The sequence below is a fragment of the Rhodopirellula sp. MGV genome (assembly GCF_002251265.1).
GTDB lineage: Bacteria > Planctomycetota > Planctomycetia > Pirellulales > Pirellulaceae > Stieleria > Stieleria baltica_A.
In genome coordinates this window covers 69339-82501 of record NZ_NPDI01000050.1, presented here as the reverse complement: position 1 = coordinate 82501, position 13163 = coordinate 69339, and the positions used below count along the sequence as shown (strand labels likewise).

Genomic DNA, 13163 nt, shown 5'->3' with positions numbered 1-13163 from the left:
GATTGCAAACCGTTTCTTGCAACATTGTTTTGCAACTTAGTCGTGCAACACTGCACACGACCGGATTCCCCAGGGAGGAATGAGATGCCACGTGGAAAACTTTACGCCGACGCTACCAAAGCCTTTGGCGATACGCCGATGATTCAAATCAATCGGTTGGTCCCCGATGGCGGCGCAACGGTGTTCGCCAAGTGCGAGTTTTTTCAGCCACTCAATAGCGTGAAGGACCGTATCGGCGTCGCGATGATCGAAGCCGGCGAGAAAGACGGCACCATCAATGCCGATACTCACGTGGTTGAACCGACCAGCGGCAACACCGGTATCGCGTTGGCATTCGTTTGTGCCGCCAAGGGCTACAAACTGACGCTGACGATGCCCGAGTCGATGTCTGTCGAACGACGTGCATTGCTCCGCGCGATGGGCGCCAACTTGGTCCTGACCCCTGCGGGTGAAGGCATGAAAGGCGCTATCAATCGGGCAGCCGAACTGGTCGAAGAGAACGAAAATGCGTTCATGCCGCAACAGTTCGAAAACCCTGCGAACCCCGCCATTCACGAAGCGACCACCGGCCCAGAAATTTGGGAAGACAGCGGCCAACAGATCGACGCCATCGTCGCAGGAGTTGGTACCGGCGGAACGATCTCGGGTGTGACGCGTTACCTGAAATCGAAGAACCCTGATTTCAAAGCCTTCGCCGTCGAGCCGACACATTCGCCCGTCATCAGCGGCGGATCGCCCGGCAAACACCGCATCCAAGGCATCGGCGCCGGATTCATCCCCAAGAACCTTGACACCAGCTTGATCGATGATGTCGTTCAGGTTGATGACGAAGATGCATTCGCCTGGGGACGACGCTTGGCCAAAGAAGAAGGGATTGTCGCCGGCATCAGCAGCGGTGCCAACATGTGGGCCGCCGCACAAGTTGCCGCCCGCCCCGAAATGAAAGGCAAGCGGATCGTCACGATCATGTGCAGCCTTGGCGAACGCTACCTGAGCACCCCTCTGTTTGGCGACTTGGGAATGTAGTCCGATTCAATCGGATCGGACTTCAAATGGTCATTTTCACGGTCACCGATTCGCCTCTAGCGCGCCATCGGTGACCATCTGGCCTCGTCGATCATCGCCCGATGCGTTAAAACAGCGGTTTGGCGCACGGCATTCGCTGCCGTGCCAAACGGTCCCGAATCGAGGAATAGGTCGGCAACGACGATGGCGAAAGGTTTATTCACCCAGGGAATGTGCGTGCTATTCAAGCAGCCGGTGTCCCTGGAAAAAATCCAAGAAGCGCTATCATCGTTTGAACTCATCGGTGTTCAAGAATCCGTCGTCGACAACGCTTCACCCGAAACACTCGTGATGAAGTTTCGTCCCGAAGTCGACGGACACCTGCTCGTGACCCCGTCCACCGAAAAGTGGCCGGACGACATGGGCGACCCAGAATCCACGCCGGATGTGTTCGTCGCTTGGTCGCTGGGCCAGTTCGGTCCTCTGGCATTTCCCGGATGCCTTGAACGCGCCGCCGAACAATCATGGACATGGGAAGAAGGCGAAAAAGCGGTTGCCGAACACACCTGCCATGTCCGGTTGCTGATCAGCTATGTCCTCGGCTCCGAAACCGAAGAGCCAGACGACAGCGATTCCGATGACGTCGTACTGATCCCGGATGACTACGACTCGATGGCAGAACTGAAGTTCCTCATGCGAGCGGTCTCTGAACTGCTCGAACTGCCCGAAGCGATTTGCTATTTCAACCCGGGCGGCGAAGTCTTACGCGATCAAACCGGGCTTCGCCAAGGCTTGAACTTCGCTTGGAACTATGACCTGCCGCCACTCGACATGTGGGCGAACGTGCGTCTGTTTCGCACCGAAGAACGCTGGGCTTTGATGGACACCGTCGGCATGGGGCAATTGGACTTGCCCGATATGGAAGCCGTCTACGATACGAATAAGTACGAACCAGAGGACGTCGAACGTTTTCTTCGTAATGCGTCGCTGTACCTGATGAATGGCACCGAAGAATTCGAAGACGGTGATTCAGCAGACGGCCCAGGCGACATTTCCTGGATCGCGCTCGAATGCGACGATAGTTTGTCGGATCCACCACGTGAGACGATTCGCTGGATCCCCGATGACGGAAGCGAACCACCAGAAAATCTACTTCGCCGCGCCGAAGTCGACCTGGATGACGACGCTTTCGACGAAGAACCCGATGACTTGGATGACGAAGCGTTCGAGGCCTAAAGTGCGCTCGTACGCCAACGCTTGCCTTACCAGCACTCCGGCCGGGAATGCTGTCTCGCGACTCAACTCAATAGCACGACGTTGATCATTTGCCATTGAGCCAGATCATCTTGGTGCCCCCGCACTGAAGCACAAACAAAAGCAGCCAGACAACTGCATTCAGCCCGCCGTGGAAGAAATGGGCTACAAGAACGCCGCAATTTGACCGCACCCTGGCTATTCTGAAAAACCCGGAATCTGTGTTCGCCAAATAGCTGTCACAAAAATCGGTTAAGCACGCATGCTACTTAAGTGTTCCAGCGCCAAGCCGGAGGTAGCTAAGGTCGCCGGACATGATCCCAGCAACTGGTCGTGTACGCTCAATGCGTTCAAGGACAACCTTGAGCGAAGCGGTTATTGGAATTGCCAGAAGCATTCCGACGAATCCCCAGATTGCATACCAACCATTAAGGCGAGCATCACAACGACCGGATGTAGTTCAAACGAGGATCCCATTATGCGAGGCTCTACGACGTTTCCTCCAATCACTTGAACTCCGCATGCAAGAACAGTTGACGCAACCATTGCATTAAGACTGAGATCGGGACTTAACCAGATGACTGGAAGCGGCACGACGCAAGTCACAAGCGGACCAAAATTTGGGATGTAGTTCAAAAGGAACGTCAGCAGCCCAAGCAGGACTGCAAGAGGGACTCCGAAAACGCTGAGCACTAACCAGACTGCGATGCCTGTGCCCGAAGAAATCATCGTCTTAACAACAATGTATTCCCGCAGTTTTCCCTCGATCAGGTCCCAGAGCTCGCTTTTTTTCCCGGTAGGCGTGCTTGCCCCGAGAAGCAAAAACAACATGTAGATCAACACGACGCTAAGCGAACCGCTCAAGGACATCATGCCTTTAGTCAACCAGTCCCGTGCAGAACCAACTCCCTGACGGATGATCAGCCTAAGCCGCTTGCCACTTGAGATCTTTACTTCTCCCTCTTCAAACCCGGCCGAGGGCAACATGTTCAGCCTCTCAGCAATCAAGGCAATTTCTTCGGTAACCGCCGCCGCTCGGTGCTGATATGCGTCGTCGCTTGCCAACTGGTCGATCGAGGATGCGATCGCCCCACCTAGCAATACCAGCGAGACAACGACGAGAAGAAAGACAATCGCGACTGCCACTATTCGATTCGTCCGAAGGCGCCGCTGGAGTAGCTCAAGGATTGGGCGGAGTCCCACTGTCAAAAAGATTGCGACAACAAACGGAGCCAAGACCGGGCGAAGTACATAAAGCAAGGCCCCAATGGTACCAGTCGCAATGATCGAAAGACATCGATTGGCCCAGCGAAGTTCTGCATCGATCGCTTGCAACTTGGCGAACCGATCATGATCTGGTGTTTCAATCATATTGCGTCCTACCGGTTGCGATGCACCACTTTCCAAATAAACATTGCGACAAAGCCGGCTCTAGAATACCAATAGAGCGAAACGACGGCATCACAACGCGAAGACTGCGCGGGGGCAATTTTGCGAATGAGGCCCCAAAGGCAATCACCACTGGAGCTCGCCACCCGGCCCTGCCAAACTCACTCTCGCATCGAGAGGTACTGTGCACACTTAAACGTGGTCTGTTACTGTCGAGACGTGCTCAACGCCCCGGGAATACCGCAATCCAATCCGCAATGAACTCTGAACCCGCTCTTTTCCGCCGAATTTAGCGATACTTGCCGAACAGAGGCGACCTTGCCAAATAATCCACTTTGCGATTTGCACATCGTCTGCGAGACGGAAACCTTTTTCGTGAATTCCAGGTGACGCCGACTCGAGTGCGATGCGTATTTCGATGGGATATCATAGGCGAAGGCCTGCCGTAGTCCCGATCGCTCCCATCGCCACTCCTTAATTGAATGACCGAGACCCAAAAGAATGCCCCGTGTGTCGGAATCGACTTGGGAACGACCAACTCGCTGGTCAGTGTTTTTCTAAATGGTAAACCAGAACTGATCCCAAACAGTCACGGTTCGGTTCTAACACCATCCGTTATCGGCGTTCTCGAAAGCGGCGAAATCATTGTTGGACAAGCCGCAAAGGAACTACGCGTCACGCAACCCGATGCGTGTGTGTCCTGCTTCAAACGGTTTATGGCCCAAGACCGTCGGTTCAATCTTCGCGGCCAAGAATTCTCGCCGATCGAACTTAGCAGCCTCGTACTACGCTCACTCAAAGAAGACGCGGCGAATGCACTCGGGATGCCGATCACTGAAGCGGTGATCACGGTGCCTGCATATTTCAATGACCATGCTCGCCAAGCGACCCGTCTTGCCGGTGAAATGGCAGGCCTGACGGTTCGCCGTATGATCAACGAACCAACAGCCGCAGCGTTGGTGCATGGCTTTCATGATCGCGACGACGAGAAAATGATCACCATCATCGATCTCGGTGGCGGGACATTTGATGTGACAGTGATGGAGGTCTTCGAAAGCACTCTCGAAATTCGTTCAACGGCCGGTGAAAGCATGCTGGGCGGTGAAGACTTCACCGATCGAATCGTCGCTCACGTCCTGCAAACCCAAAACATCGCTCTTGAGGTTGCCGAATTTCAGTTCCCCCGCCGTGTCGCGCGATTGCGCAGTGAATGTGAAAACGCAAAACGACAGCTCACCCGATCGGACTCTGCGAGCATTCGTTTGCCGAATGAAGAGGGCGAGTTTGGTGGCGATCCCAAAACCATCCACATCGATCGAACAACCTACTCTTCACTGTGCGGCCCGTTGCTGCGACGCGTTTCGGCACCGATCGCAAGAGCGATGCGTGATACGGATTTAGCCCCAGAAGACATCGACGATGTGATTTTAGTTGGCGGTGCGACACGCATGCCGGTGTTCCAATCGTTCGTCGAAAACTACTTCCAAAAGCCAGCCATCGCGCGTTTCAATCCTGACGAGATTGTCGCACTCGGTGCCTCGGTCCAGGCAGCATTGATCGAACGCGATGCGGCGGTCGATGACATGATCATGACCGACGTCTGCCCGTTTACCTTGGGAGTTGAAGTCAGCAAGGAATTAGGTGGCCAACGCAAAGACGGGTACTTTTCGCCAATCTTGCATCGCAACAGCACCATTCCGATTTCACAGGAAGAGATGTTCTACACCGTCGCGGCAAACCAGCCTTCCGTGACGGTTCGAGTGTATCAAGGTGACTCCAGAAAGACCGCTGAAAACATGCTTGTCGGCCAACTCGAAGTCAGCCCACTCCCCCAAGGTCCAGCCGGTAGTCCGCTACTGATCCGTTTTACCTATGACATCAGCGGAGTCCTCGAGGTCGAAGCATACACGCCCGGCGGTAAAAAATTCCGTACCGTCCTGACCAGCCACGTTGAAAGCTTGTCTCCGCAATCGGTCGAAGACGCCAAACGTCGAATCGCGTCTTTAAAGTTCTACCCCCGTGAAGACCAAGCTAACTTGCAACTTGCTCGCTTCGCGGAACGGATGCTGGGGGAACTCCCAAGCTGGCAAAGACAACAACTCGATCAAGCGATCGACTTCTACGAATCGGCGATGAATCGATCTAATCGCGACGAATTCCATCACGCAAAACAGATGCTGCTGACATGTTTGTCCAGCCTTGGAATCTCCCCAGAGGATGACTTGGCATGATGTCGGGCGACAACAAAGATCGGATCACTGACGAAGAATTCGAGGCGTATGTAGCGGAGCAAATCCAGATCAACCCGGTATGGGATTCGGCAACGATACTGCGTCGTCGAAGGGAATTGTTCGGTCTCCAGACGCGGACATCCGAAACTCCTGTCCGCCAGGAACGCTCTCGCACCACTGATACGGTACGACTTCGCGAACACGCTCGACAAACCTTGTCCCGGCTACAGCGTGATTTTTATTCGCTTCCCATCGAGCAACTGGCATCGGAAATCGATGCCTTAGACAACGATCAAATTCCAGAATATGCGGCTCGCGTCACGCAATTCCGGCGGATTGCCAACCACCGCAACGAGCTGCTCGAACTGCCAAACATACTTTCTGAACCAGCCTTTGTTGAAACGCTCCATCGGTCGCTGGTCGCTTCCCATGCCGCATCAGGCCAGTTGTGGGAAAGCTACATCGCTGAAGCGGTTGCGTCGCGCGTCGTTTCCCAACGGGTACACGTCGCAATCGAATTCCGAAACAAGTTTCCCGACCTCTACGATCTCAGCCGAGCTTGGATCGATGAGATCTGTGACCCAAGCAATTTCCAAAAATGGAAACGAGAAAGCACTGCGCCCAATCTGTTTAGAAACTTCATTCAAAACCGCGGCGTGCAGTGCGCCGCAGCTGCGTTTCTTATCTCGGTCGTCGTAGTGACCGCAAAAAACGACAAAGTTCGTGACCAACAGGATCCGCGCGCCCCAACGCAACCAAATTTGCGACGGTCACTCCCTGGCCTGCCCCGATATCAATCGCCACTCAACGATCATTCAACGCAAACCGATGCCGACGACGACGCGACATCACCACCACAGCCAGATGTGACTGCGGCTGATGTCGTTGACATGATGATCGAAAACTACCGAAAACAAGCCGAGCAAATCTCTCCATACGAAAGCCTACGAGACCCAATCCCCGGTTTGCGAACAACGACGGAAAGGATGCAGGGGACGAACGGGAACACGAATGTACAAGATTGATTTACTGCCATCGGATCCAGAGCAATTCTTTGCCTTGCAGACGGGAAACTACGATCGCCGCGAGTTGAAACGCAGCTATGGCAAAGCGATCCGTCAATTCAAACCCGATGAACATCCTGCTGAGTTCCAACTGATTCGCCAAGCCTACGAACGACTCGAACGCGCACTGCGATACCAAGCCGACAATGATCGCAGCGAACAGGCAAACTCCGCATGGCAGCGGCTACCAACAATCCCGCCTTCGGCAAACTCCGCCGAACCTGCATCGACCTTCCCAAACCTTAAACACGATTCATACGAATCACAATCGATAGAACAGCTTGCAATCGCGAATCCCAACGAGGCGTTCGCTCAACTTCGACGGCAACCTTCGCGAACACCACAAGAGTATTACTTAACCGCAGTTCTGACAGATTTCAGTCACAGCGATCAGCGGCATCCGTTCTTGATGGAGTTGCTGGACGGACTGGCAATTCATTCAAACGATCCGGGATTGATGTCGCTGACGCTCGAATATGTCCGCAACGAAATCTCGGATGACGAATTGATCGATGCAATCTGCTTGATCGCAGAACGAAATCGCACCCCGTTATGCTATGCATTGACAGAAACACTTTGGACTCGCCTGGTTCGACAACGACCTTTCGAAAGCTGGTCCAAAGAGCTCGACTCCTTTGAATCGAAACTCCGCCAAACCAGTCCTCGGACAAGAGCATGTTTTTCAATTCGCTTGTTGCACAGTGCCATCTGGAACGCCCCGAGACAATGGACGCACGATCGACTCACCCAAATTGAATCGAACTCAGCTCACCTTGATGAAGCGAGCCAATACGAACTGGAATTCCTTGAAGCGATCGGCCAAATCCTGGAGCATACGTCGCCGGAAACGGAATCCAACGCAGTTCGACGGCATTTGCTGACGCTTATTAAGTCACACTGCGAAGCAAATGAAGGTGAAGCAATCGGTGTAGTCGTACCGATCATCGCAGAGCTTGTGCGAGATCCGACAACATTTCGAGATGCCTTCCCGATGAACCACGATCCTTCGATCGAAGGTTGGGTGACCGCGGTCCAAATCCTGGTCAACGAACTAAGCCCTTATACGATTCAAGACGAGCACGAACAACGCAACGACAACCAGCCGATCATTCGTCTTCTCAAGGAACTGGAACCGACTGTCGTTCAAGTTCTCAACGGACAAGAACGGGCAAGATCCAAATACTACATCCATCCAATGATTGCTTGGTCGCTTATTGGAACGCTGGTCGGAAGCCTGTTTACCATCCCCATCGCACTGATGTTTAACACCGGCGACCTAGGCGTGGTGCTATGCGCCGCTCTGATCGTGATGTGGCTCGTTGCCATGCTCCTCTCGTATTACCGATGGCTGTACCCTAAATATCTGAAAGCACGCCATGAACGAATGACACTTCAGTGGTTACTTGAGGGGTACTCCCAATTTTGGCGCCAAAGATTGTTCCGCTTGGCGCAAACCACCGACCAACCGATTGGACACTTGCTGAATCAAATCAACCATCTGTCGAAAGCGACGATGAATACCAACACGGGCAACACCGTCCACTACTTTGCGACGCAAGATGCAGGACTGATCATTTTCGTCTCGCTGCGTTCGCTACTCTAAAGACTGCTATGACAAAGTGAGTTGCACTTCGGTTGGACCACCGGGTTCTGAACGAACCGTCAGAGTTTGACCGACAAGCGTGGCTCGCCCTTTCATGGCCCGAATTCCGAAGTGGCCACTTGGAACCGAGGTGGGATCAAAACCAGATCCATTGTCGCTGATCACCAATGACCTTGCATTGCAGCGGATGACAATTTCAGTCGCGCTTCCATGGCGAACCGCGTTCCGCACCGATTCGATCAAGATACGATACGCTGTCGTTGCCAAACCCTTTTCGAGCTCGGTTAGGCAAAGCGGGCAATCGTCACTAGCGACCCAATTCGCTTGACAACTCTGCTCACAGACTTTGCCCACCGCGTCCTTGGCGGCCAACAACCAAGGCATGTGCTCGAGTTCAGGAGGATAGATCTGGGTGAGCATGTTGCGTCCAAGCGAGAGCGCGTCCTGCAACCACTCCTTCACCATCTCGATCTTGTCTGCCGACGCTTGATCGAGACAAACCTCTCCGTCAGTGGACTTTGTCGGGACGGATTGCAACGTCGCCGAAGCGCCAAAGATCAACGGCAAAAGCAAGTCATGAATATCATGGCCGATCTGAGCACGTTCCAGATCGATCAACTCGGACGCAGACAATCCCGAATCTTGATCAGGCGTGCTCATGGCGTTTGGCGACTCTTTAGTGACTCAGCTCAGCTGAACCAGCCTTTCTTGTCGAAGCTAGCGATCGCCTTTTCTTCAGACGCCTGAATGTCGAACAGTTTGTTCAAGTTGGTGATTTTGAACACTTCCAAAACGTTCGGCGAAACCTCGCAAAACTTCAGGGTCACGCTTTGTGCTTTGCAGGTCTTGTTCAACATGACCAGCTTGGTGATCATCGCGGACGACATGAACGAAACGCCGCGGAAATTCAGCAGCAACTTTTTGTTGAGTGCCTGCGGCACAGACTCTTGCAACTCTCGGCCGACAAGCTCGATCCGTTGACTGTCCAAGATCTTGCTGTCCTTAAATCCGACAACCAAGACTTCCCCGTTGTTTTCCTTAGTGGTGGCCGACATTGACGCTGCTGCTATAGGTATTGGGAGGGGCCAATGAATTCAAACCAGGAATTCATTCTTGGCGGACTTCCAGAGAAACCCGCCTTTTATTGATGTCAACAGATTACCAGCCCGGAGGGCCCAGGGCAATTCGGCGCCGCTTGAGGGGGCCATTTCCAACCACTTTATGCAGCTTTGGTTCGAACGGGCCTGCCGGTCACAACGGTCCGGTAAACCAGACCTAGCGTGGCGGCATTCGGTAGAGCCCGGTTGCCTTGACCAGAACCGTGTCGATTTCCGGTTTGAAGGTCGCTTCACCGGTCACGACCACCTCGTCGCCTTTGACAACCCCAAGCGTTTTGCGGGCATCCCCGCTGCGAATCTTTCCGTCGGCGTCCAGGAACTGAATAATCGCTTTGGGAGCCTGTGCCAACTTGCGCTTACAAAACGGACAATTGTCAGCGTGATCGGGATCATCACCGGCGTGCTCTTCGTCCGGCAATTCCGAAATCATGAACGCGACTTCGCCTGGCTGAAACGGATCCGTGTCCCCCGCATCAATACGTCCGGCAAGTACGACTGAAGCGGTTTCCAAAGCAGCGTCTTTGATTTCGGTCGGCGTACTCACTTCGCCAGCGGGCATTTCTGTGAGAACCAATTCCGGCGCAGTTGGCTTCGAAGCGGTTTGCGCGTTGGTTCCGTTGACACCGACTTTCTTGCTGCTGCAACCGACCGCAACCAAACATGCGATCGAGATCGATGTCAAATAAGCCGAGAGCTGCCTACGTTTGATCGCCATTACTCCAACCCTTTCAATTCGTCGATCGACTTTTGAATTGAGTCCTTTACGCTGTCATACTTTTCAGTGCGTTCGCTCACGTCGTCGACTTCGTGCATCGTATCGTCGACAGCCGTAAAGTCATCGAGCAGCGAATCAACGGCTGCTTGTGCTTTGGCCTTCTTATCGGCGTCGTCCATCTTTGCCACCCACTGCTCAGCTGCGAGCAAGACTTCGCCAACGTGGTGCAACGGGTCGTGCGCACCCTCTGGATCGCCTTCGCCGAAGTGCTTGCCGATGTCAGTATTCAGAGCAGTCAACTCATCGGCGATCTCGACAATTGAAGCAAAGTCATGGCTGTGCTCGTCACCGTGATCGTGTGCACTATGGTCGTGCTCACTGTGATCATGTCCGTCGTGATCATCATGATCGTGGCCTTCCTCGCCACTGCTTTCACTGACAGAGGTGGTGGAAGCTTTATCGCAGCCAGACAGTGAAGTGAATGCAAATGCAGCGAGTAACGTCAGACCGAACGCGAAGCGTGATTTCGTCATGGGAGGTGGCGCCGTGGGAATTTTGGATGTGGGCGTGTAATGATGTGGGGAGCAAAGGTTGCACTGAAAACCAAGCACGATTCCGCTGGGGAGGACAATCGGCGGAGCACCCGCGATGGACCTTCTCTGTCTTGCAGCCCAACAGTGCTTCAAAACAATGCAACCGTCGTCTGTGGAATCGATTTTGTACGGAGCTGGAGGCTAAGTTTTGATACGAGGCGATCTTTCGATTGTGGGTGCCTTCGATTCCGATGTGATTGTACGCCAACCCATCACACTCGGTTCGTCGCTCACCCGCAACAAAGCCTGCCCAGACCAAAATTGCCAGCTCCAATTAAGCCGCGACTCCGCCGGAGACGAAATCGCAGTAAACCGACCAAAGCCAACTTCTAGCGACGTGATTCGCGTCGGCGGTCCGATTCTTTCAACAAGATTTTGCGTAATCGGATATTTTCTGGGGTAACCTCAACCCACTCGTCTTCTTCGATGTACTCCAAAGCCATTTCCAGTGACATGCCGCGTGGCGGTTTCAGGACGACGTTTTCGTCACTGCCCGATGCACGCATGTTGGTCAGCTTCTTTTCCTTACAGGGGTTCACGGTGATGTCGTTGTCGCGGGCGTTCTCCCCAACAATCATCCCTTCGTAGACTTCCTGGCCTGCCCCGACAAAGAATTCGCCGCGATCTTGCAATGCGAACAAAGCAAAAGGCATCGTTTTGCCGCTGACCATCGAAATCAGCACGCCGTTGGCGCGACGTGGGACATCGGCCTCAAGAGGGCGATAGCATTCAAATCGGTGGTGAATCACTGCGGTCCCGCGAGTCGCGTTCAGCAATCGTGTTCGCAACCCGATCAAGCCACGCGATGGAATCGTGAATCGCAGCAAGCTGTACTCACCACGCTGTTTCATCTCCTCCAGCGCACCGCGTCGCAAACCGACGAGTTCCATGACAGGCCCCATCGCTTCGGTGGGCACTTCCACACGCAGCGATTCAAACGGCTCGTGCGGTTTTCCGTCGATGTCGCGGTTGATCACGCGAGGCTTGCCGATGCTGAGCTCGTATCCTTCGCGTCGCATCGTTTCGATCAAGACGGCCAAGTGCAGAACGCCGCGACCTTTGACAGCATAAGCTTCGGTGCCGGGGATCATCTCGACCCGCAGTGCAACGTTTCGTTCGAGTTCCTTTTCCAAGCGTCCTTTGATCTGACGGGTCGTCACGAACTTGCCTTCGCGACCGGCCAACGGAGAAGAGTTGACCGCAAACACCATTTCGAGCGTCGGTTCGTCGACAGCCAAACGCGGATAAGGGTTGTTCGCATCGACCATCGAAATCGTGTCGCCGATTTCAACGCCCTCAAGTCCTTCGATCGCGACGATGTCGCCAGCTTGAGCGGAATCGGTCTTGGTACGGCCGAGTTTATCGAAGACATAAAGGCCTGCGACCTTCTGTTTGACGACGCTTTCTTTTTGGTGCATCTCGATCGTCTGACCGGCAGTGATTCCACCGGCACCGATGCGGCCAACCGCGATCCGGCCGACGTATTCGCTCCAATCAAGCGTCGTCACCATCATTCGCAGAGGCGAATCGGCGTCGACTTGTGGTCCGGGCAAGTGATCGACGAGCAGATCCAACAACGGCCGCATGTCCTCACTTGGCTCATCGGGATCGTTTGTCGCGAAGCCGCTTTTCGCACTCGCGAAGACGTAAGCGACCGAGTCTAGTTGATCTTCACCACCGAGCTCTGCGAGCAACTCGAGTGCTTCGTCGAGAGCTTCAGCCGAACGGGCGTCGGGGCGGTCGATTTTGTTCACCACGATGATCGGCTTCACACCGGCGGCGAGTGCTTTTTCGAGCACGTAACGCGTCTGGGGCATTGGCCCCTCAGCGGCATCGACGAGCACCAAGCAGCCATCCGCCATCCGAACGACGCGTTCGACTTCACCGCCAAAGTCAGCGTGACCAGGCGTATCGATCAAATTGATTTTCGTGTCGCGATAGTTGATCGCGATGTTTTTCGACAGAATCGTGATCCCGCGTTCACGCTCCAAATCGTTGGAGTCCAGGATTCGCTCCTCTCTCAACTCCGTGTCTCGGAACTGACCACTTTGTTTGAGCAAGCAATCGACGAGGGTCGTCTTGCCGTGGTCAACGTGCGCGATAATGACAACATTCCGGATATCAGCGCGCCGTTCGGTTGCGTCGTTCTGATCGGAAACTGCGAGTGGTTCGGACTGAGACAAGGTAACTA

The 13163-nt window shown here is 54.1% G+C and carries 11 protein-coding genes; 5 read left to right on the top strand and 6 right to left on the bottom strand.

Features of this window, described 5'->3' with window-relative positions:
- Window positions 1-84: 84 nt before the first annotated feature.
- Both cysK and CGZ80_RS18190 read left to right on the top strand, forming a co-directional pair.
- Window positions 85-1026 carry a cysteine synthase A gene (gene cysK, locus CGZ80_RS18195; protein WP_094417058.1) on the top strand — a complete coding sequence of 314 codons (942 nt, stop codon included), beginning with the start codon at window positions 85-87 and terminating at the stop codon, window positions 1024-1026.
- 183 nt (window positions 1027-1209) lie between these two features.
- On the top strand, window positions 1210-2241 hold the full coding sequence (locus CGZ80_RS18190; RefSeq protein WP_094417056.1) for a DUF4261 domain-containing protein: 1032 nt from the start codon (window positions 1210-1212) through the stop codon (window positions 2239-2241).
- A 393-nt stretch (window positions 2242-2634) separates the two neighbouring features.
- On the opposite strand, the gene CGZ80_RS18185 is transcribed toward CGZ80_RS18190, so the two are convergent.
- Entirely contained in the window at window positions 2635-3630 is a 996-nt protein-coding gene (locus tag CGZ80_RS18185) for an AI-2E family transporter (RefSeq protein ID WP_094417054.1), read from the bottom strand.
- Between the two features lie 500 nt (window positions 3631-4130).
- On the opposite strand from CGZ80_RS18185, the gene CGZ80_RS18180 reads away from it, so the two are divergent.
- The 3 genes from CGZ80_RS18180 to CGZ80_RS18170 are packed head-to-tail and all read left to right on the top strand — an operon-like array spanning window position 4131 to window position 8546.
- Entirely contained in the window at window positions 4131-5879 is a 1749-nt protein-coding gene (locus CGZ80_RS18180) for an Hsp70 family protein (protein ID WP_094417052.1), read from the top strand.
- Window positions 5876-6904 carry a hypothetical protein gene (locus tag CGZ80_RS18175; RefSeq protein ID WP_094417050.1) on the top strand — a complete coding sequence of 343 codons (1029 nt, stop codon included), beginning with the start codon at window positions 5876-5878 and terminating at the stop codon, window positions 6902-6904. Before CGZ80_RS18180 ends, CGZ80_RS18175 begins: the two co-directional genes overlap by 4 nt.
- Window positions 6891-8546, top strand: a complete 1656-nt coding sequence (locus tag CGZ80_RS18170) for a hypothetical protein (protein WP_094417048.1) — start codon at window positions 6891-6893, stop codon at window positions 8544-8546. Before CGZ80_RS18175 ends, CGZ80_RS18170 begins: the two co-directional genes overlap by 14 nt.
- A gap of 6 nt (window positions 8547-8552) precedes the next feature.
- Here CGZ80_RS18170 and CGZ80_RS18165 read toward each other — a convergent pair whose 3' ends face one another.
- The 5 genes from CGZ80_RS18165 to typA all read right to left on the bottom strand — a co-directional run bounded on the left by CGZ80_RS18165 (window position 8553) and on the right by typA (window position 13092).
- Window positions 8553-9206, bottom strand: a complete 654-nt coding sequence (locus tag CGZ80_RS18165; protein WP_094417046.1) for a sensor histidine kinase — start codon at window positions 9204-9206, stop codon at window positions 8553-8555.
- Window positions 9207-9235: 29 nt separating this feature from the next.
- Window positions 9236-9601, bottom strand: coding sequence for an STAS domain-containing protein (locus CGZ80_RS18160; protein WP_094417044.1), 366 nt, complete (start codon window positions 9599-9601; stop codon window positions 9236-9238).
- A 220-nt stretch (window positions 9602-9821) separates the two neighbouring features.
- The gene (locus tag CGZ80_RS18155) at window positions 9822-10379 is read right to left on the bottom strand and encodes a hypothetical protein (RefSeq protein ID WP_094417042.1); all 558 of its coding nucleotides are present in this window, start codon (window positions 10377-10379) and stop codon (window positions 9822-9824) included.
- Window positions 10379-10912, bottom strand: coding sequence for a hypothetical protein (locus CGZ80_RS18150; RefSeq protein WP_094417040.1), 534 nt, complete (start codon window positions 10910-10912; stop codon window positions 10379-10381). Before CGZ80_RS18150 ends, CGZ80_RS18155 begins: the two co-directional genes overlap by 1 nt.
- 389 nt (window positions 10913-11301) lie before the next feature.
- Complete coding sequence (gene typA / locus CGZ80_RS18145) at window positions 11302-13092, bottom strand: translational GTPase TypA (RefSeq protein WP_409994555.1); 1791 nt, start codon at window positions 13090-13092, stop codon at window positions 11302-11304.
- Window positions 13093-13163 lie beyond the last annotated feature (71 nt).